The sequence below is a fragment of the Anaerotignum propionicum genome (assembly GCF_024461735.1).
Taxonomy (GTDB): domain Bacteria; phylum Bacillota; class Clostridia; order Lachnospirales; family Anaerotignaceae; genus Chakrabartyella.
In genome coordinates, this window is sequence record NZ_JANGAD010000006.1 from 135,044 (window position 1) to 157,003 (window position 21,960).

Sequence of the window (21,960 nt, forward strand, 5' to 3'; positions counted from 1 at the left end):
TCACTTTATTGCCTATGGAAGCGACATGTAGTCATTTATAAATGGATTTACAAGAAATTGAAAGCGGAGGGTATAGTAGTCCGTATCTAATTCCGTAAAACCAAAAAAGCACCTCATTGATGGGGAATAGCAATTTAATCTAATTACGATTCTCCTTTAAACGTCTCATGTGTTCTTTGATTCTTTTTTCCACGCCACTGTCAGAAAGTTCATAATAGACCGTTCCCAGTAATTCATCGGGTAGATATTGCTGTTTCACATAATGGTTTGGGTAATTATGGGTATACAAATAGCCGATGCCGTTGCCCATTTCTTTTGAACCGCCATAACTGGAATCCTTCAAATGAGCAGGAACCGAGGAAATCCGAATGTTCTTTACATCCTCTAGGGCTTTATTGATTCCCATATAAGCTGCATTGCTTTTTGGTGCACAGGCAACATAAGTCACCGCTTGAGCCAGAGGAATCCTTCCTTCGGGCAAGCCAATAAAGTCCACTGCTTGCATAGCCGCGATGGCCACCTGAAGGGCATGAGGGTCTGCATTCCCCACATCCTCAGAGGCACAAATTACAATCCTTCGGGCAATAAATTTAGGGTCTTCTCCGGCATAAATCATTTTTGCCAAATAGTATAAAGCGGCGTCAGGGTCAGAACCCCTCATGCTTTTGATGAATGCGGAAATGGTATCATAATGGTTATCCCCGTTCTTATCATAGTTCAAAGCCCTCTTTTGAATGCATTCTTCTGCAACTGGTAATGTAATATGAATTTTGCCGTCATTCCCTTTATCGGTAGTCAGTATGGCAAGTTCCAATGCATTTAAAGCCGTTCTGGCATCCCCATTAGCAGTATCTGCAAGAAAAGCCAGTGCATCTGCATCAATCTCCCCTTGATATGCACCCATGCCTCGCTCAACATCTTTTATCGCCCAAAGTAAAAGTTTCTCAATATCCTTTTGCTCTAGGGGTTTTAGTTGAAAAATTATAGAACGGGAAACAAGGGCTTTGTTCACTTCAAAATAGGGGTTTTCCGTGGTTGCACCAATTAATATGATGGTACCATCCTCCACATGGGGCAATAGGGCATCCTGTTGGGTTTTGTTGAACCGATGAATTTCATCAATAAACAATATTGTTTTTGTTCCATACATCCCTTGTCTGTCTTTTGCTTCAGAGGCCACCTCTTTAATATCTTTAATCCCTGCAGTCGTTGCATTAATCTGACGGAATTCACTTTTCGTTGTATTCGCAATAATTTTCGCAAGGGTGGTTTTCCCTGTGCCAGGGGGGCCATAAAAAATAACAGAACTGATACGGTCGCCTTTGATTGCACGGTATAGCAGCCTGCCCTCACCCACAATATGCTCCTGACCCACAAATTCCTCTAGGGTCTTTGGACGCATGCGAGCGGCCAAGGGAGAATCTCCATTTCCTTTTAAGCTTCGATTATATTCAAAAAGATCCATTCCTTCACCGCCTTATGGTTTTGTCAAGAACAAACAAGCATCTCCAAAGGAGAAGAACCGATATCTCTCCTTCACCGCCTGGGCATATACTGCCATGGTTAAATCCTTTCCAACCAATGCAGAAACCAGCATAATTAATGTAGATTCAGGCAAATGAAAGTTTGTAATGAGACAATCAACTATTTTAAAGCTATAGCTTGGATAAATAAAAATCTGTGTCCAGCCACTTTTTGCTTGTACTATGCCATTTTCATCCGTAACCGATTCTAGGGTTCTTGTACTGGTTGTACCAACGGAAAAAATGCGTCCGCCATTTTTCTTAGCAAGATTAATGATATCCGCCTGTTCCTGCTCAACCACGTAATATTCTGAATGCATTTCATGCTCCAAAATATCTTCTGCTTTCACCGGCCGAAAGGTACCCAAACCAACATGTAAGGTGACGTGGGCAATATGAACACCCATTTCCTCAATTTCCTTTAAAAGCCCCGGGGTAAAATGCAACCCTGCCGTAGGTGCTGCAGCAGAACCCTCATGCTTTGCATAAACAGTTTGGTAGCGTTCTTTGTCCTCCAAGCGGTGGGTGATATAGGGCGGCAAAGGCATTTCTCCCAGTTCATCCAAAATTGCTTCAAAAACACCTTCATAGGAAAAACGAATGATGCGGTTCCCCCCTTCTACAACCTCTAAAACCTCGGCAATGAGTCTGCCATTACCGAAAGAAATTTTGTCTCCTGGTTTAGCCTTTTTCCCGGGACGTACCAATACCTCCCAAGTGTCCAAATCCCTTCTTGTTAAAAGGAGAATCTCCATCACCGCTCCAGTGCCGACACGTTCTCCATATAAGCGGGCAGGTAATACACGGGTGTCATTTATGATCAAGCAATCCCCTTTGCGCAAATATTCTTTAATATCTCGAAAATGCCTATGTTCCCATTTTTCCGTCAGCTTGTCCACCACTAATAATCTGGATGAGGCTCTATCCTCCAATGGTTCTTGGGCAATTAATTCTTCTGGTAAATCATAATAAAAATCACTTGTTTTCATGTTAAACTCCTATATATTTAATAATATTGTTTTATTGCTTTAAAACTCCTTGAAAATTATATTATATGACTATTTTACCTTCCCCTTTAAAGCAAAAGGAACAGATAAGTTTATCCAACCGGCAATAAACTTATCTGTTATATATTGTCTCCTAATTTTTATCTTTTTCCCATGTTTCAATATGATATAAGACTTTATTCCACAAATCTTTTTTGCCACAGCCCAATAATACCTCTTGAATATGCTCTTTGTCACAGGAAATCTTCCGTGCTGTGCCACCACAACGCAAACCCTCATCAAGAAAAATCCAAAATTCACTACCCTGGGGCTCTTGTGTTAGGCCTCTATCGGTGAAATAGACTTTATTCTCGTTATCATCTGCAAAGCCATGCTGTTGCAATAAGAATTCTCTTAATTCCATACTTATCCCTCAATTGTAATACCTGTATAATAGTATTTCAATATTTCGTCGTATTTATAGCCTAACTTCGCCATAGCTTGGGCACCCTTCTGGCTTAACCCAACGCCATGTCCTCTGCCAATTCCTTCAATGACAAAACGACCGCTATTATCAACTGTACTGATGTTCACAGAATAAACTTCGTAATCTGAGGATTGAGATACATTAGCGCCTGGGTTACTCCCCCCAGAAATGGAGATGTTTCTTCCATTCATTGCAGATAAGGAGCCTTCGGTATTGGCAACTATACCATTTTTTGCCGCTGCTTCTGACAAGGAACCATTCCCTGAATTTGAGGTTTGATTACCGCTTCCATTTTTCTTTGCGGTTTCCCCATATAGACCAATTTCACCGCCCTTGCCATTGATCGTAAACATTTTACCTGGTAGACTGCCTATGGAAGCTGCGGAAAAATAGGTTCGGATACTTTCCTTTGTGAGGGTTTTTGAACCTCTAGAACCAACAATCTTCATTTCTTGCACTCTGCCACCAGTAGAAAGCTTTGTAATAACAATATCCTCAGCACTACCAATATTTTCGCCCTTTGCCGAAAGCAGTGCATCTAAGTCATTCAGGGTTAAGGTCACTTTCCACGAATTATCCCCATCCTCTGCTATCTCGGGTACTGCCTTTAAATATGGCAATGCATTCGCCCAAACATTTTCGCTGTTTTCAGTATATCCCCCTGTGGATGCACAAAAGTATGCCTCTATAGGATTACCATTATAAACAGCAATCTCTCCTGATGTCGCATTCACAGCCTGCGTGCTTCTAGCTGACTCACCACTATAGCCATTATAAACCTGACAACTTATTGTATCATTAAATTCATAACCTAAACTGCGATAAGCGCTAATCTTCATCAGTGCATAAGTTCTGGCTGAAATAGTCTGAGCTTTCAATGCTTCCATTTCATAAGACGCCGGCATCTCGGCAGGCACAACACCATAAAGATACTTATCCAAATCCACAATATTTACTGCTGTCATGGTTCCACCGTGAATCACAAATGTGAGCATTCCCCGATAGATCTTCCCGTTTAAGCTAAAGGTATCCTGTTCTCCTGTTCCCATAAACGCAGGGTTTATATCACTGGGGAAAAGAACAGAAGTCTGGCTTCCATCTATTCGTATGCCTGTAAAGGCTGTTCTGGTTGCGCTGTATCGACTGGCTGATTCCACCTCAGAAACAGAACTGCCTGAAACATATACTGTCCATACGTCATTACCCAGATATGCCAAGTATGCCCGATGTCCCAATCGTGACAAAATATCTGCCAAATCAGAAGCATTCCCTTGACTCATTTCTTCCTCAATTGCAATATATTCACCAGAGGCAATGGAGGCGGTAAAGCCTGAGCTTGAAGAAATCGATCCATTTTCCTTGAATGAACCATTTTTTTCTATTCCGATTAACAGCTCTCTTCCGCCGATTGAAGCATTGGTTTTGTTTTTACAGATACTTTCCAGTCCAATTCGAACCACTTGGGGTACCTCATAAGCAAAAGCGACTTGAGACATGGACGAGAATCCTATTGCCATAGTCAATGCCGCTGTAATTAGTTTTTTAAATCTTCTATTCATGGCAAGTCCTCCAATAAAACATTTGTATTATTTAGAAATTCTTTTTCCAGTATATCAAAATGCAAGTGATTTCGATAGAGTAAATCTCAACAAAAACACTACAGTTTTTCCATTTGTTTTACCAGTTATTGGAGTATATAAATAAAAGTATCTTAATAGTGATATCATAGGATGCTACACAACTCTAAAGAATCACCATTATATTTATATAATAAGGCAGGCAAGAGTATCTCTTACCTGCCTTAAAAGAAAGATGCGTATCTATTTTATATTACAAAATAATCAATAATTTAAATAATCATGGCTTTTTACAGATGTTCCATTGTTTTTCACTCTAATTTTTAATAATAGCAACCCAATCCGTATCCCATTTTACGCATAAAACTGATCAATAATGCTATATACTCAAATCCTTGTAAACATTGGACTATGTGTTGATTTTCGTTATGTCATAAGGAGTGGTCTGATAGACGTAGTAATTCAACCAATTTGAGTATAATAAATTACCATGGGCACGCCAACGTACAAGGGGCTCTTTTGTATCATCATCATTTGGAAAATAATTTGCAGGAACAGCAGTATCCAACCCGGAATTTTTATCCCTTGTATACTCATTATTCAGTGTATAAGGATCATATTCCGAATGTCCCATAATGAAAATTTGCTTGCCATCTAGGGAAGAAATTGCATAGACGCCTGCTTCTTTAGAGGATGCAAGGATTTCCAAATTACTTTCTTTTTGAATATCTTCTTCCTTTACTGTTGTATATCGAGAATGGGGTGCAAAAAACACATCATCTGCTCCCCTTAAAAGCATCGAATTTTTCTTTTCAATAACATGCGGAAAGACGCCAAAGAGCTTCTCATTCATTTCATGTTTTTGAATTCCATAATGGTAATAAAGACCAGCCTGTGCACCCCAGCAAATATGGAATGTGCTGTGAACATTTGTCTTGCTCCACTCCATCATTTCTTTCAATTCATCCCAATAATCAACCTCTTCAAACTCCATTTTTTCCACTGGCGCACCAGTAATGATAAATCCGTCGAAGTTATCATTTTTTACCTCGTCAAAGGTTTTATAAAACGCCAACAAGTGTTCACTTGAGGTATTCTTAGCTATATGAGATTTAATATGAATCAATTCTAACTCAATTTGTAAAGGCGTATTCCCTAAAAGTCTGGATATTTGGGTTTCAGTATCAATCTTTGTGGGCATTAAGTTTAACAATAGTATTTTTAATGGGCGTATATCTTGAGTTATTGCCCTATGCTCCGTCATAACAAAAATATTTTCTTCGGTTAATACCTTTACTGCGGGCAACTCATTAGGTATTTTGATTGGCATTTTCCATCACCGCTTTCTTTATTTTACTAACAGAATAATTCCTGCAAACATCAAAGTAGTTGAATGTAATGCATCATCTGTGAATAGATGATGTTGCAGGGATTTGTATAATTGTTGTATATGCATCTGAAAAGCTATTTTTAAGGATATTCTGTAATTTCTCCTTAAAGGGGCTTCTTCAAGAATATTAAAGCAAAATTTTAATGAAACCATGTGTTAGATTGCTTTTAAAGCCTGTTCAATATCATCAATCAAGTCCTGCGCATTTTCTAAACCGCAGGAGAAACGAACCAAATCCCCAGAGATCCCTGCCGCAACAAGCTCACTCTCATTCATCTGTCTATGGGTAGCGCTTGCAGGATGCAAACAGCAGGTTCTTGCATCAGCAACATGGGTTGCAATGGAAGCAAGCTTCAATCCATTCATAAATTTTTCGGCGGCTTCTCTTCCGCCTTTTACGCCAAAACTAACAACGCCGCATGTTCCATTTGGCATATACTTTTGCGCAGTTTCATAGAACTTATCACCCTCTAAACCGGGATAAACTACCCATGAAATTTTGTCATTTGCTTTTAAATATTTTGCAACAGCAAGGGCATTTTCACAATGACATGGCACTCTTACATGCAGGCTTTCTAACCCCAAATTTAACAGAAATGCCGTTTGAGGAGATTGAGAAGCTCCGAAATCTCGCATGAGTTGGGCTGTTGCCTTGGTGATAAAAGCTCCACCTTGACCGAATTTTTCCACATAAGTAATGCCGTGATAGCTGTGGTCAGGGGTACAAAGACCTGGGAATTTTTCTGCATTTGCCTTCCAATCAAATTTACCTGAATCTACAATACAACCACCCACACCTGCGCCGTGGCCATCCAGATATTTTGTTGTGGAGTGTGTAACGATATCTGCCCCCCATTCAAAAGGCCGACAATTTACCGGGGTTGCAAAGGTGTTATCAATCACCAAAGGTACGCCATGGGCATGGGCTGCATTTGCAAAGCGCTCAATGTCAAGGACAGTCAAAGCAGGATTTGCTATGGTTTCGCCAAAAACAGCTTTTGTGTTTGGTTTAAATGCAGCTTGCAATTCTTCATCTGTACAATCTGGGGCGATAAAAGTGAAATCAACACCCATTTTCTTCATGGTAACGGAAAATAGATTGTAAGTACCCCCATAGATTGTAGCACAAGACACAACATGATCTCCGCAGGATGCAATGTTGAAGATGGCAAAAAAGTTTGCTGCTTGACCTGATGAAGTCAACATGGCCGCTGTGCCGCCTTCCATTTCACAAATTTTTGCAGCAACATAGTCACAAGTAGGATTTTGCAGTCTTGAATAAAAATAACCGTTTGCTTCCAAATCAAAGAGTTTTCCCATTTCCTGACTGGTTTCATATTTAAACGTAGTGCTTTGAATAATTGGAATTTGTCTGGGTTCACCGTTTTGTGGTGTATAACCGCCCTGTACACATTTTGTTTCTATTCTGTAATCACTCATAATTCTCAAATCCTCCTTTTTCTGTCTGAAATTAAAAAAACCCGTCTCAAAGATAAACTTTGAGACGGGATATTCCCGCGGTACCACTCAAATTGCATTATAAAAAATAATGCCACCTCTCAGGCTCAAACAAGCCCTATGCTTTTACGCAGCAATCACGGAAGGAGCCTACCGACATTTTCATGTTTTCGAACCTTCAGCTCAGAAGCCATAGGCATTAAGTATTTTTGTTATCGGTTTCCACCAAACCCGACTCTCTGTAAACGCAGCAACTCAGCCCTCTTCGTCATAGCTTTTATATTTAATTTGTTTCATTATAGCACCTCAATTTTGTTTGTCAATAAAAACTTTATAAAAACAGTAAAGTATGATGTTCTATCCATGCCATTTTTTTCTGAATATAAGCATAAATACGAAAGAAACGTTTTAAATAACTTATAATCAAAAGCAGCAGATGTTTCCAGAATATCGCTTTTTTTGCAAGTAACCAGAATACTGCTTGAATAAAAAATGTACCCAACTGCTTGGGGATGAAGCAATTGGGTACCAAATTTTTAACTACTGAAGTATCTTTCAAAACAAAAATACCTATTCCCTAATTCTACTGTAGCAAAGGTTGAATTTGAATACCGTCAAATGCAAATTCTAAAGTTGGAACAATCAATTCTGTTCTGGCTATCATAGATTTAGGCTTTCCTTCATAGTTATCCTGTTGGAAGGGAACAAAATAAATCCCTTTTGTGTTCATTAAACAGCCGATATTGGTTAAATTCAGACCCAACGCATCATTGGTGGAGATAGAGATAACCAAAGGTTTATTGTTCCGCATATGTGCCTTCGCCGCCATAAGCACAGAGGTATCTGTGATACCATTGCTCAACTTAGCTATGGTATTTCCGGTGCAAGGCGCAATAATTAAAATATCCAGCATTCCTTGAGGCCCAAGGGGCTCTGCATCAACAATGGTTAAAACAGGTTCATTTCCTGTTATCTCCACAACCTTTTTTAAGAAGTCATCTGCCTTACCAAATCTGGTATCCATGGTTGCGGCATTTGTAGATAAAATAGGAATTATGTTAGCTTTTTCCCGCTTCAATTGTTCCAACTCTTTGATAATTTTATCAAATGTACAAAAGGAACCTGTAATAGCAAAACCGATATTTTTCCCTTCTAATTTCATCATAAACTCCCCCTATATCAATGATCCAATGAGGTTACAATACCACCCAATAAAATTCGTGCACTGGTTTTTGGCGAATATCTACCAGGTATCCCTAGGGATAACTTTGCAGTAATCCCATTCTTCTTACAAGCTTCAAAGTCCGTGCCTCCAGGAGATGAGGCAATATCAATAATCACTGCATCAGGATTCACCTTGTCAATGAGTTTTGCATCAAGCACCATGGCTGGAATCGTGTTAAAAATAAACTGCTGTGTAGAAATAAGCTCAGGTACTTCATCCAAAGAAACACCCTGATAGCCCTGTGCTTTTGCATCTTCCCGGGCAGCTTCTTTTCTTGCTCCTATGGTTACTTTTGCATCCAATCCTTGTAATCTTTTTGCAATAGCCTTTGCACATCGACCATATCCCAACACAAGACAATTTTCTTGATTCATATTTTGGGTGCTTAAAGTAATTGCCTCTGCAATAGCACCTTCAGCAGTAGTAATAGCATTTTCCACTGCTATTTCTTCCATCTTCATAAAATCATAGCAAAGCACATTTTTTGTGTTTGCCGCTTCCAATACGGAGCTTGCAATATTACCTCCAAATAAAACTGTATTTTCTCTTAACAGTTTAGAAAAATCGGACAACGCAATCACTGTTTCATCTTTTGTCAAAAGATGCTGACCATCTTTCGTAAAAGGTACAGGCGTAACTGTAATATCTGCCCATTGCATGGCACTTTCCAATGACTCAAACCGTTCATTCCCCGATAATTGTTCCGCACCATCTAAGGCATATGTTCCTACTTGGGGAAAAATATCTTTACATGCATCTGCCAAGTAAAGAAGTCTAAGATCTCCTCCCAGTACAAGAATTTTTTTTTCTGACCATTCCATTATCCCGCCCCCTATCTTTATTAAAATATGCATTATAAAAAATCATGTGTTTGTCTGGATAACAGCAAGAAGGAATCCCTATCTTTTCGTCTTTTTGACCACGTAAAAAACAACAGGCCTAAAACACTAAGCCTGCTGTTTTCATTTGCTTGGATATCATTAAGAAATTACCTCAACAGAGCTGCCTTTTGAGCTACGCTGAACTAATATTTTCTTCTCGATATTTTCCTTTAATTCAGTAATATGGGATATAATGCCAACCAATCTATTGCCATAGGAGAGTCTTTGTAAGACCTGTACAGCCTGCTCTCTGGAATGCTCATCCAAAGCTCCGAAACCTTCATCGATGAACATAGCATCGATTTGAACACCGCCTGCATGGCTTTGAATTACGTCAGAAAGTCCCAAGGCCAAGGAAAGAGAGGCTTTGAATGCTTCACCCCCTGAAAGGGATTTCACGGAGCGGCTCTTTCCCGTATAATAATCCATAACTTCCATTTCCAAACCACTTTGACTTCGTTTATCGGAAGCGTTTTCCGCCCGAAGCAAACGATATCTGCCTTCGGTCATTTCTCCCAAGCGTAAGTTCGCAGCCTGAAGCACACGTTCAAAGTAAAAACCTTGAACAAAAGATTCAAAGGTGATTTTTTCTTTACCTGAAAGCTCACCATTCGCTGTTTTGGATAGCTCAAGAATGGGCAAATACTGTTTTTCCAACTTTTTTCTATCCTTCAGTTCTGCTTTTCCTTTTTGCAAAGCAATTTCTCGAACGGCATTGCTTCCGTTTAATTCTTCCAATGCATCATCAATGGCTTTTATACGCAAAGTAATGGTATCCTTCTCATCTTGCAGCGCTGTCAAATCATATCGTTTCGTTTCCTCACTTAACTCAGTGCGTTGAACGAAATTTTCAAGTTGGGTCAATTGATAAAAAAAGGCTTGTACCCTTTGTTCCTCCTGCTCTAAAGCCTCTCTGCTTTCAGGCAAGCCTGAATGGTACTGTTCCTCAGTAAATCCTTTTTCCTCTAGCATGGTATAAAAAAGAGACTGTGCTTGTTTGAAGCGCTTTTCCCCCTGTAAAGCCATGCTTCGGCTTTCCTCTAACCGGGTTTCAAGTTTTTGCACTTCCTCTTTTTTCTCCTGATGAAGGGTAAGTATGCGTTTATATTCTTTATCCGCTTTATCGATATATCGTTGTAACCCATCAATTGCTGATTTTGCTTGCTCTGCTGTTGTATTTTTCTCAAGACGTTGTTCCAAAGAAATGAATTCCCCTTGTAAAAGTCCTGATTTTTCAATATTACTCTTGACTTTTGTTTCTATCCCTTCTAATTGCTTCTTTTGCTCAGCAAGGAAGGTAGTCTCTATTTCCAATACCTTTTCAAACTCTGAAAACTCCGATAATTTGGACTTGTGTATTTTCAACTCAAGTTCCAAGCTGTATACTTCCTCTTGTATACATGTTAGATTCTCTTGTATCGTTTCTATGGATATGGCTTCCTCGGTACAAGATTTTAAGATATTTTCTCTTTCCACTTGGCATCTGGCGGAATGCTCCTTTCCTTTGGAAGCAATTTCTTGCAAATTTGCACCTGTAAGCTCTTCATCTGCCTTAGATTTTTTCCATTCTTCTTCTGTAGGTGCACTTGAAGAAAGTACTGCCTTTTTTGGATGTTCAAAGGACCCACATACTGGGCAAGGGATGCCCTCTTGAAGTTTTTCTGCCAGAATACCCGCCTGCTCCCCTAAAAAAGCCGTTTCTATGGCCTCTCGATATTGTCTTGCTTCTTTCCACTGCAACTCGGCTATTTTGTATTGCTTTCTCAAAGCATCCAGAGCGATCTCATCCACCTTTAAGGTATCTTGCATGGAAATAATCTGTCTAATCCGCTTCTCTCTATCTTTTTTCCCCTGCTTTGCTTGCTCGAGCATTAGCTCTTTTTTTTCCAAAAGAGGCTTATCCTCCAGCTTTGTTTTAACTTCTAATATTCTCTCTTCCAGAACCTTTATTTTCGTTTGTATTGCAATTATATCTTTCTCCAAAGCTTCCTTTTCTTCCTTTAAAACAACCTTTTCTTTTTGTAAAGCTTCTTTCCTGGAATAGTCTGCAAAATCACTTTCCATTTTCTTCAGACGGATTCTCTCTTCATTCAACTTTGGCTGTGCATTTTCTTGATTTTGCCGCTCATCCTCTATGCTCTTTAAAACAGGGTAAAGTGCACTTAATTTTTTTCGAAAAGCTAAAGTTTGGGCTTCCGTTTCTTCCAGCATTTCTTTTTCATGAAGCATTGCTTTTTCCAGAGGGAGCACATAATCCTGTGCAATTTTTTGCTTTATAAGAGACGCTTGCGCATCTTGCTTCTCTTTTTTCTTCTCTGATAATTGTTGCAGTTCCTTTTTTGCTTTTTCTAGATTTTCAATGCGCTTATTATTGATTTCACCCTTACTGATATCCCTGGTAAGCTCCTGCTCCATTTTTGAAAGACTTGCTTTCTCCTCTTTTAGGTGTAAAACTTCTCTTTGCGCATCTGCAAAGGTCTTTTCTTCTTGCTCTAGTATGGCTTCGGCTTGGTAAATCAGACTTTTTGCATCAAGACTTTCCTCGTGGAAAAGCTGTTGCAAATAGTGTAGCAAACGTTTTTCACTATCCTCGAATTGTGTACGATTTAGCTTTTCCATTTCCTTTAACCGTTGCTGAAAATCTGCAAAAGTATTGGTATGAAAAACTTTTCGGAAAATTGCTCCTCTTTCACTGCTTTCAGCGTATAAAAGCTTTAAAAACTCACCCTGAGCAATCATAGCTATTTGTTTAAACTGCTTTGCATCCACAGATAAGAGCTCTTCAACTGCTTTTTTCACCTGAACAAAACCTGTGGAAATGGTTTCATCTTGGCAAAATAATGCCGCTTCCGCCACTTCCGTTGTCATTCCATCACCATTTTTTTTGGGGCGTCGATAAGCAGGATTGCGGATAATACGATAAATCTTGCCTTTATGTTGAAACAATAGTTCTATGTATGTTTTTGTAGTGCCTTGGGCGAAATCACTGCGCACACTGTCAATGCCCCGATTAGATCCACTGGTTTCTCCAAACAGTGCAAAACAAATGGCATCAAAAATTGTGGTTTTTCCCGCCCCTGTATCACCGCTTACAAGAAAAAGGCCTCCCGATCCAAGCTTTGAAAATGGAATCTCTATTTTCTCAGCAAAAGGACCAAAAGCTGATATTGTTAAATGTATTGGTTTCATTCCATATCATCCTCCAACGCTTCCCAAGCTTTTTTTACACCTTGTTTTTGCAGGTCATCCATTTCCTTTTGATTTTGTCTTTCGAAAAATATCTGGAACAATTCTTGGGGTGATGTTTCCTCTGCTGAATAAGAAAACTCCCGTTCCTCATAGGTTCTAGCTTCCACCTCTAATGTCATTAAGTTGGGGTAAAATACACGAAGTTGACCCAGCGGGTCGTTTAATGGCATTTTATCCGTAAGTATCCCTCGAATATAGTCCTCAGAGCCATCCTCGGCTTTTGCCGCTTCTAACAAGCCTTGCAGAGGACCCTTGATTTCCCGAAGGGGTCTTTTGGGGGAAAGAGGTATAAAGTCTACCTGTGTATCTCCTTTTTTTCTGCATTCTAACTTTATAATGTTTTTTTTGCGGCTGATTTCAGAAAAAGAATATGCCAGTGGCGAGCCTGCAAATCGAATGGTTTCTTTCCCAATCTTTTGTGGACGATGCAAATGCCCCAAAGCAACATAATCAAAGTCAAAAAAGATACTTGCATCAATCTCATCCACACCACCTAAAGAATTTGTTTCCGAATCACTTCGCTCCGCTTCTCCATGCCACGTCACAAACTGATGAGCCAATAAAATATTTCTTCTCTCTTTTTTGTGCGGATATTCTTGCAAAACAAGTTCCATAGCTTTCTGATAGGAGGATATTTCCTCAGCATAAAAAGGACTTACTAATGCAGGCTTTATAAAGGGGAGTAAATGCACTTCAATTTCTCCGAATTCATCCTGCAAAACCACGGATTTTAAAGTGCCATCATAGCTTCCGCAAATATGAATTTGGTTTTCTTGAAACAGTCGGCTGCCAAAATCCAAACGATGGGCAGAATCATGATTTCCCGCTATCATATAAATGGCAATTTGGTGTTTGGATAGCTCTGTCAGAAACCAATCCAACAGTCGTACAGCTTCCACCGGAGGAACACCTTTATCATAAACATCTCCGGTGATAAAAATGCCATCTATTTTCTCTTCCTTCGCCTTTTCTAAAATCTGGATAAGGATATATTTTTGATCATCAATCATAGAAAAATCGTAAATTTTCTTTCCCAAGTGTAAATCTCCTATGTGAAAAAATTTCATTGCTTTCCTCCTTTTCTCAGACTTTTTTATTAATAACATATGCTTAAAAGCAGACACCAAATAGATGTCTGCTTTATATTTAGCAATGGTTTCCCCAGCTTAAAATCGAGGGGTTTACGGCTTGTGCAATTTTCTTTAATTGTGTTCAAATGGTGTAATGACCCATTTAATACAGCCATCCAGTCTGTTTTCAAATATACGATACCCTTCCATTACGTCATTTAAAGGGGCACGATGGGTAATCAGACAGCTGGTATCAATCTTTTTGCACTGCACCATTTTCATAATGGCTTCACAGCTATTGGCATCCACCCCACCAGTTTTAAATACTAAGTTTTTGCCATACATCTGATGCAACGGCAAGGTTTGCTCTTTTTCATAAAGAGCCACCAAAACCACAATGGCATTTGGTCTTGCAACTTTCCATGCCAGCTGGAAGGTATTCTCTCCACCTGCTACTTCAAACACACGGTCGGCACCTCTGCCTTGAGTCAGCTTTAAAATTTCTTCTTCTATATCAACTTCCAGAGGATTTAGGCAGATATCTGCCAGCCCCTGCTCTTTTGCCAAATTTAATCTGTCTGTACTTGTATCCACGACAATAACCATGGCAGGACTATAGAGTTTAATGCTCATTAAAGTGCACAAACCTGTAGGACCGGCTCCTAAAACAACCACCGTATCCGCTGGTTTTAACTCTCCAATGCTTGCGGCCCAATAGCCTGTTGCTAGGATGTCACCATTAAACAATGCTTCTTCGTCGGATACATCATCGGGAATTTTCGTTAAACCTTGGTCAGCCATGGGAATGCGGGCATATTCCGCTTGCCCCCCATCAATACGGCAACCCAGCTCCCAACCGCCGTGGACGCAATTATTTACATAACCTTGTTTACAGAAAAAGCATTCGCCGCAAAAAGTCTCTACATTTACAGAAACACGGTCACCCGCATAAAAATGCTTCACTTTTCTGCCAACTTCAACAATTTCTCCAACAAATTCATGACCTAAAACCGTGTTTTCCTTAGCTCTAGGCACAGCCCCATGCTTAATATGCAAATCGCTGGAACAAATTGTGGATCTGGTTACTCTTACAATGGCGTCGGTTTCCTTTTCAATCACTGGAATTGGTCTATCTTCCAAGCACACAATACCATTTCCCTTGTATACAACTGCTTTCATCATTTCCCCCATTTTCAGCCCCCAATTCTAGATCGTAGACCCTTTTTATTTTTGTTTTTATTTGTTTCGGCAAAATATAATATGCATTATAACATACTCTATTAAAATGTAGCAGCAACCTCTTTTCCTTTTGCAGCTGCTTCTTCTATAATAACCTCAACAGGACGAAGTCCCATATCTAATCCTTCTGCAAAAATACAATCATACTTTTCAATGCCAAAAAATTGACTCATTGCTTCCATGTATCTGGAACCCATCTCCATAGGAGAATCCTGATAAAACCCACCTCGTGTGGTAACATAAACCATATGATTGGCTTTACAAGTGCCAACACACCCCTGCTCGTTACAGCCAAAAGTGATGCCCTCCACACACAGATTTTCAATATATGTTTTCAATAAAGCAGGAAAGCTTAAATCCCAAAAAGGTGCCGCTATCACAATTTTATCCGCCTGAGCAAATGCATGGGCATAGTGAAAACGTGGGTGAGAAAAATCTTTGTTCGCTAGGAACACGTCTCTTTGGTGAAAATAACCTTCAGTCATATTGATTAAGGCTTCATCCATCAAGCAAAGCTCCTCAATTTCATAGTCACCTTTCTTTTTTATTTCTTCCAGAAATAAATCTGCCAGTTTTTTGGTTCGAGAAGCATCTCTACGAATGCAGCAATTTACAAATAATACTTTTTCCAAAGAAAACACGCTCCTTTAATCTATTTTATCAACGGCTAAAACGCCAAATTTGTTTTCTCGCAAAACATAGTCAACCTCTGCTTTTAAGGGAACAGAGTCAGATGCACCTTTTTTACCAATGGCAAGCGCACTTGCTGTTGTAGCTAGTAATAAGGAATCCGATATAGATTCTCCATTTAGTATACCATATAAGAAATAACCACTAAAGGTATCCCCCGCAGCAGTAGTGTCCACAACTTCAACTTGATGGCATCCGATTTTGTAAGTCTCCCCTTGGGAATAACAAATGGCACCTCGGCTGCCAAGGGTCAGTAGAATATTTCCCTTAGGATATTTTTCTTTTAAAATAGGAAGCATCTCTTCATCCTTTTCACAGCCCGCAATCTGTCTACCTTCAACCTCATTTACAATCAACCAATCTAAAAGCTCTAAAGGATACTCTAAAACTTTTTCATTCATGGGTGCCCCATTGAATGCAATTTTCAGCCCTCTTTTATGGGATTCTTCAATCATATAATCCACTAAATTTGTTTCGTTTTGTAACAGGACAAGCCCTTCATTGCCGAATTTATCTAACGTTTCGTTGATATATTCTTTGGTATACAGCTGATTTGTGCCACCATAAAGCAAAATGCAATTTTGCCCATTTTCATCTACCTGGATGATAGCATGTCCACAGTTTTCGGTGGTTTCCTTGAGTAAAGAAATATCTACATGATTTTCTGCAAGTTTTTCTGCTAAAGCCTCTCCGCCCTTGCCAACAAAACCAGCATGATATACCTCATTCCCAGCCTTCGCCGCTGCAATCGACTGATTTAATCCTTTTCCACCACAGTTGACAAATAGACCATTAGAGGACATGGTCTCCCCGGGTTCAACAAAGTGATCCACCTCATAGACATAATCCATATTTAAAGAACCAAAATTCAGTATTTTCATTCTATTTCCTCCTTAGTATTCATTAAAATAGATTTTCTCAATTCTAATTCACGAAGCTTTTCTTTCCATGCAATTCCGCTTAAGATCATAAAGATGCCCAAAATTTGAATGGGTCGAAAGGTTCCAAAAAAAACATAATCTAACACAATTGAGGCACTCAACTGCCCAAAAAGCATCAAAACCGTTGATGTCATGGCTCCCGTATTTTTCGTGCCAATGATTAAAAAAATCATGGCAACCAATCCACAAACACTGCCTAAATAAAAAAGCAGTGGAACCTCCTTTATAAAGGAAAGGCTGAATTCCCCTCCTTTTCCGGTGATATAAACAAGGCAAAAAGCAATAACAGAGGCTTCAATGTAATTGATTAATGCCCCTCTGGCTGTACCCAAGCATTCTCCCGCCTTTACGTTTACCATTTTATTAATAACAGACAAAAATCCGTTCGCAATCGCCGCTATATAGTATATCATTTTTTGCCTCCTTAAGCATAAACAACTATCAAAACTCCTGCCAACACCAATAAATAGCAAGGTAACTGTTTGAAGCGAAACGGTTTTTTCATTGCATTAAACCATCCGAAATGGTCAACCAATGCTGAAGAAATCATTTGTCCAATGATAGATAGGCTCAATAATTGGGTTGCGCCAATATGCAAGATGCACCAGCTGCTGCTGGCGACCAATGTGACCCCCATAAAACCCACGGCATAAACATATTTTGGCACTCCGCCAAAGGTAATTGGCTTTTTTTCCTTAAACTTAATATATAGGAAAAGAAGTAACGCAGCAATGACATGGACAAAAAAACAAACCCCGAAAAGGCTATAGTAATTTCCTAACTGCCCATTTAGTGATACCATAAAGCCTTGAAAAATACCGGCCAAAATTAAAAAAACAAAATAAATCATCTTACCCTCCCTAAAACACAGACCGTGTTTCTCTTTCTAATGATTTTAACATATTATTCAAATAGATTCAAATTATTAGACTGCAAACATTGCATTTTTTCAAAAATTAAGGTAAATTATATCATACAAAAGGACTACAAAGGAGGAACAAATATGCCAAATATACAGCCACATATTCAGCTAGACGATACTCTTGAGGTGAAATATGCTTTACTTCCTGGGGATCCCGCCAGATTAGATCGAATTTCTCCATTTCTTGAAAATGTTGTGGAATTAAAATTTAACCGTGAATATAGAAGTTTGATCGGTACCTATAAAGGTATTAAAATTTTAGCCATTTCAACGGGAATAGGTGGTGCTTCCGCTGGAATTGCCGTTGAAGAACTGCATAATATTGGTGTAGAAGCCATGATTCGTATCGGAAGCTGTGGTAGTTTACAGCCAAAAGTAAAAATGGGAGATATTATTCTGGTGAGCGGTGCTGTGCGTGATGATGGAGCATCCAAGACCTATGTGGATGCTATGTTCCCCGCCGTGCCCGATGCAGAACTGTTATATGCTTGCGTTGAATCTGCAAAGGAAAAAAATATTTCTTATCATACTGGTATTGCAAGAAGCCACGATAGCTTTTATACAGACGACGAAGATGCGATAGATGCATTTTGGTCAAAAAAAGGCGTTCTTGGATGTGATATGGAAACAGCGGCAATTTTTACAATTGGCCATTTAAGAGGGGTAAAAACCGCTTCTATTTTAAATAATGTTGTAGAATACCAAGGTGATACCCTTGATAGTATTGTAAATTACGTTGATGGTGAATCCCTTTCCATGCAAGGGGAGAAAAATGAGATTTTAGTTGCCTTGGAAGCTTTTGTGAAATTAGAAAAGAGTCTTTCATGAATACTCCCATTTAATATGAGCGTATAAATAAAATTAGAATTTAGGAAACATTTTCTTACTTTCAGCGTCTAGTAAGACAAAGAGGAGCTGAGAAGATGAAAAAATTATACATGATTCTATTTATATGCTGTTTGGTTTTTTTTAGCGGATGCGGAAATGTAAAACCATCAGAAACCGCCGAAAACCCTCCCATTACACTCACCAACGAAAAACCCAAAGAGAAGTCAGTGAAAACGTTACATGGGAAAATCATCAAAATAGAAAAAGATATGCTCTTTGTTGCGATAACAGAAGAAAAAGATATCTGTCAAGTTTCTACTAGCGCATTTATAGGGGATATCACCCAAATAGAACCGGGGGATATGGTAGAGATCGGGTTTAGCGGTATGGTTTTGGATATTTACCCTGAGATTCTTGCCAATCCGGATTACGTAATTCTCACCGAAAAAAGTGAGGACTTCGTAGGACTCTATTACAATATCCTCCTAGATTTATTCAAGACCGATCCTGCGCTAAACAGTGATATCAATCTTATTGCAATAAATTTATCAGAGGAAGAAAATCTTACCGACAGCGAGAAAAAAGCCCTTCTCTACTTACTTTGGAATAAGACACAAATAGAAACACGAATGGCGACCTATGATGATTTGATTGCAGAAAACTTAATTACGATTGAAAAAGATACGGGATTTGCCCAAATGGAGAACGGAATTTGGGTAAATCTGAAGTCTACGAAAGCTGAAAAGGATATGTTTACATTTTCTGTTCAAAAATGGCGCTCCTCTTTAGGTGCATATGGCTTTGTAGATTGTACGGCAAAAAAAGAGGATGGAAAATGGTCATATATCGTGGGTGGCGAAATGATGTCTTAATAATTCATGGTATGCACTTTAATATTTCTAAAAAATACCCCCACAGTATTTGTTGGGGGTATTTTTGAATCATTTTAGATTTCGATTAAGAACTAGACAGCTTTTTTACCAGCCTTTTTTAAATTTCAGAACATCATCGGGAATTTTTCCATCTAGGTATTCCTGTATAGACTCCTCAATGATTTCAAAGCCTCTTTTTAAATTTTCGGGCTGAATATTTAGAGGGGGTTGGATTCGCAATACATTTTTCCCAAGGGATATCACAACCAATCCCTTTTCATAGGCACGGTACAAAACCTTGTAGGTTCCCACATCATCAGGAATTTGTTTATCGCTTTCGGGGTCTTTTCTTGTTAAAGTCAGACCTCTAGACATTCCCTTTCCGCTTTTCTTTGTTGCAACTTGAGGAAATTTATCCATCATATTATTTAAATAGTACTCCATAGCTTTCTCATTTTCTGCTAAAATATTTTGAAATTCTTCTCCTTGCATATAATCAAATGCTGCACAGCCAGCAGCGCAAGCTAGCGCGTGACCACCTAAAGTAAATAGATGTGCCGGAGCAGGCAAGGAATCCATAATTTCCTCCTTTGCCATAAAAGCACCCAGCGGAAGACCTGCCCCTACAGATTTGCCCAATATTATGCCATCGGGAACTATATCGTAATGTTCGATGGAAAACCATTTTCCCGTTCTGAAAAATGCCTGCTGAACCTCTTCGGCGATAAAAAGAATTCCATGTTTTTTGCAAAGGGCGTATAATTTTTGCATGAAGATTTGATGTGCGGCAATTAATCCGGCATCTCCTTGAAGGGGTTCAATGATAACCGCTGCAACCTCTTCTGGTGGCAAATATGCCTCAAAGGCCCTTTCCAAATCCTTTATACATTCCCTTTCACAAACCTCATCCTCCAAATCATCCCCATAAAAGGGGAAATTGTAAATGTCTGGTAGGAACGGCCCCATTTTTGAACGCATTCTTGTTGTAACTGCACTTAAGGAAATGGAGCCATATGTACTTCCATGATACCCATTAATAAAAGTAATAATCTTAGTTCTTCCGGTGTAGGCTCTTGCAAATTTAATGGAGGCGTCGTTAGCATCGGAACCGCAGTTTCCAAAGCATACCTTAGCAGAAGCACCTCCTGGATAGACGGATGTTAATCGCTCTGCATAGCTAATATTTTTCGTATTATAAATATAGGCAGGTGTATACTGGCTATACAATTCCAACTGCTCTTTGATTGCCTCTGTAACAGCAGGGAAACCACTACCAAGATTCAAAGATGATGCACTACTTAGAAAATCTATAAACCGATTGTCATCTTGATCGATAATAATATCTCCCACAACCCTTTGTATTGTCAGCGGAAAATATGAAAAATGCTGACATGGTGCAATTACTTTCTCATCACGCGCAATCCAAGCAGCACTTTTTGTTGTTGTTAAACCCATTTCTCTCATCTCCCCGTCTTTACCATTCAAACCAATTTAGGCTTTTTTCATCAGCTTATATACACCAAGAGTCATAATTGGAATGACATATACAAAGAAGAATATCCATGCCAATGTTCCGTAACCCTTTGCAATCAGATTAATCAATCCGAAGGAAGAAATAAAGGTAGTAACTACCAACAGAATAATTGCAATTACCGGTGTTATCCAGTTAGGTACTATCTGTTTCTTGCTTTTATAGCTTTCGGCAATACGGTCTGTAATTGAATAGATTAGACCAGAACCTGTTTCAATCAAGGTACCAAACAATACAATTTGGAACATATAACGCAACCATGGCATATTCATTTGGGTTAAAATATAATCCACAGGAAGTTCCTGATCAATAATGGTAGGATAAAAACCTGCCATTGCCACAAATAAGATAATACCTGGCAACATACCGATTACGCCTGCAATCAGCCCTGAGGTAAATGCTTCTTTGGAATTATCAGAATGCCTAATGGTATAAAGCACCGCAATAATGATAGCTAAATTGTAGAATGCATATTGAAAACCACCTAAAGCCCAATTTCCACTTACAGGCACTGTAGCAAAATTATGGCCGATGTCTGAACTATATCTGGAAATTACCAATACCAAAAACAGAAAATAAACACCATAAAGCACAAAGGACCATAAAGATAATACCTTTTCAATCACATCTGAACCATTCATTACCAATAAAAACACTGCTGCTGACATACCAATGATACCAAACCATTTATTTAGGCCAAAAAGCTCATGAAGTATGGAACCCGCAGAAGCGGAAACAACTGCTAAAACGATTAAAATAAAAATTATGTAAGCGACCTCAAAGACTAACCAGCCTGGTCCCATGAGTTTTTTCATAAAATTTTTATAGTCATATTTCTGAAACTTTCTTGCAAAAGCAAAGGAAACTGCGCAAACAATGGACCATGTCAACATGGATACGATGGTCATACCCAAGATACCACCCAAAGGCCCATATCCCATAAAATATTCGACTAACTCTCTGCCTGTTCCGTAACCGCCTGCTATGACGCAAGACTGAAAAACAATACCTGGAACAAAATATTTTTGAAATTTCTTTGATGATAAAATACTCATATAATTCCTCCTTTTACCTATATTTTCAAGGTTCTC

The 21,960-nt window shown here is 39.1% G+C and carries 19 protein-coding genes and 1 other annotated feature; of the genes, 2 read left to right on the forward strand and 17 right to left on the reverse strand.

Annotation, left to right across the window (positions count from 1 at the left end; translation table 11 throughout):
* Window positions 1–139: 139 nt before the first annotated feature.
* From NE558_RS09510 to NE558_RS09580, 15 genes are all read right to left on the reverse strand, one after another.
* A complete protein-coding gene (locus NE558_RS09510) occupies window positions 140–1,465 on the reverse strand; it encodes an AAA family ATPase (protein WP_256149805.1) in 1,326 nt (441 codons plus the stop codon).
* 12 nt (window positions 1,466–1,477) lie between these two features.
* Window positions 1,478–2,512, reverse strand: a complete 1,035-nt coding sequence (gene queA, locus NE558_RS09515) for a tRNA preQ1(34) S-adenosylmethionine ribosyltransferase-isomerase QueA (protein ID WP_256149806.1) — start codon at window positions 2,510–2,512, stop codon at window positions 1,478–1,480.
* A gap of 69 nt (window positions 2,513–2,581) precedes the next feature.
* The gene (locus tag NE558_RS14780) at window positions 2,582–2,809 is read right to left on the reverse strand and encodes a hypothetical protein (RefSeq protein WP_420314594.1); all 228 of its coding nucleotides are present in this window, start codon (window positions 2,807–2,809) and stop codon (window positions 2,582–2,584) included.
* 126 nt (window positions 2,810–2,935) lie between these two features.
* Window positions 2,936–4,555 carry a SpoIID/LytB domain-containing protein gene (locus NE558_RS09525; protein ID WP_256149808.1) on the reverse strand — a complete coding sequence of 540 codons (1,620 nt, stop codon included), beginning with the start codon at window positions 4,553–4,555 and terminating at the stop codon, window positions 2,936–2,938.
* A 427-nt stretch (window positions 4,556–4,982) separates the two neighbouring features.
* Window positions 4,983–5,903, reverse strand: a complete 921-nt coding sequence (metA, locus tag NE558_RS09530) for a homoserine O-acetyltransferase MetA (protein ID WP_256149809.1) — start codon at window positions 5,901–5,903, stop codon at window positions 4,983–4,985.
* A 216-nt stretch (window positions 5,904–6,119) separates the two neighbouring features.
* Window positions 6,120–7,403 (reverse strand): O-acetylhomoserine aminocarboxypropyltransferase/cysteine synthase family protein, encoded by a 1,284-nt coding sequence (locus tag NE558_RS09535; protein WP_256149810.1) that lies wholly within the window; start codon window positions 7,401–7,403, stop codon window positions 6,120–6,122.
* A 57-nt stretch (window positions 7,404–7,460) separates the two neighbouring features.
* Window positions 7,461–7,702 (reverse strand) — a binding site (T-box leader).
* 302 nt (window positions 7,703–8,004) lie between these two features.
* Entirely contained in the window at window positions 8,005–8,583 is a 579-nt protein-coding gene (locus tag NE558_RS09540) for a dipicolinate synthase subunit B (protein ID WP_066049779.1), read from the reverse strand.
* 17 nt (window positions 8,584–8,600) lie between these two features.
* A complete protein-coding gene (dpsA, locus tag NE558_RS09545) occupies window positions 8,601–9,467 on the reverse strand; it encodes a dipicolinate synthase subunit DpsA (protein WP_256149811.1) in 867 nt (288 codons plus the stop codon).
* Between the two features lie 159 nt (window positions 9,468–9,626).
* A complete protein-coding gene (locus NE558_RS09550) occupies window positions 9,627–12,716 on the reverse strand; it encodes an SbcC/MukB-like Walker B domain-containing protein (RefSeq protein WP_256149812.1) in 3,090 nt (1,029 codons plus the stop codon).
* Entirely contained in the window at window positions 12,713–13,843 is a 1,131-nt protein-coding gene (locus NE558_RS09555; RefSeq protein WP_256149813.1) for an exonuclease SbcCD subunit D, read from the reverse strand. The genes NE558_RS09550 and NE558_RS09555 overlap by 4 nt, the downstream gene beginning before the upstream one ends.
* Before the next feature lie 135 nt (window positions 13,844–13,978).
* Window positions 13,979–15,025 carry an alcohol dehydrogenase gene (locus NE558_RS09560; RefSeq protein WP_420314595.1) on the reverse strand — a complete coding sequence of 349 codons (1,047 nt, stop codon included), beginning with the start codon at window positions 15,023–15,025 and terminating at the stop codon, window positions 13,979–13,981.
* 101 nt (window positions 15,026–15,126) lie between these two features.
* Window positions 15,127–15,717, reverse strand: a complete 591-nt coding sequence (locus tag NE558_RS09565) for an NAD(P)H-dependent oxidoreductase (protein ID WP_256149816.1) — start codon at window positions 15,715–15,717, stop codon at window positions 15,127–15,129.
* A gap of 15 nt (window positions 15,718–15,732) precedes the next feature.
* Window positions 15,733–16,656 carry a ribokinase gene (locus tag NE558_RS09570; protein WP_256149817.1) on the reverse strand — a complete coding sequence of 308 codons (924 nt, stop codon included), beginning with the start codon at window positions 16,654–16,656 and terminating at the stop codon, window positions 15,733–15,735.
* A complete protein-coding gene (locus NE558_RS09575; protein ID WP_256149818.1) occupies window positions 16,653–17,129 on the reverse strand; it encodes a DMT family transporter in 477 nt (158 codons plus the stop codon). The genes NE558_RS09570 and NE558_RS09575 overlap by 4 nt, the downstream gene beginning before the upstream one ends.
* A gap of 11 nt (window positions 17,130–17,140) precedes the next feature.
* Entirely contained in the window at window positions 17,141–17,566 is a 426-nt protein-coding gene (locus NE558_RS09580) for a DMT family transporter (RefSeq protein WP_256149820.1), read from the reverse strand.
* A gap of 153 nt (window positions 17,567–17,719) precedes the next feature.
* Between NE558_RS09580 and NE558_RS09585 the strand changes: the two genes are divergently transcribed.
* Entirely contained in the window at window positions 17,720–18,466 is a 747-nt protein-coding gene (locus NE558_RS09585; protein ID WP_256149821.1) for a nucleoside phosphorylase, read from the forward strand.
* A 95-nt stretch (window positions 18,467–18,561) separates the two neighbouring features.
* Window positions 18,562–19,338: a hypothetical protein gene (locus NE558_RS09590; protein ID WP_256149822.1), complete on the forward strand. Its 777-nt coding sequence runs from the start codon at window positions 18,562–18,564 to the stop codon at window positions 19,336–19,338.
* Between the two features lie 105 nt (window positions 19,339–19,443).
* On the opposite strand, the gene NE558_RS09595 is transcribed toward NE558_RS09590, so the two are convergent.
* Window positions 19,444–20,793 carry an aminotransferase class III-fold pyridoxal phosphate-dependent enzyme gene (locus NE558_RS09595; RefSeq protein ID WP_256149823.1) on the reverse strand — a complete coding sequence of 450 codons (1,350 nt, stop codon included), beginning with the start codon at window positions 20,791–20,793 and terminating at the stop codon, window positions 19,444–19,446.
* Between the two features lie 36 nt (window positions 20,794–20,829).
* Window positions 20,830–21,924, reverse strand: coding sequence for a hypothetical protein (locus NE558_RS09600; protein ID WP_256149824.1), 1,095 nt, complete (start codon window positions 21,922–21,924; stop codon window positions 20,830–20,832).
* Between the last annotated feature and the right edge of the window lie 36 nt (window positions 21,925–21,960).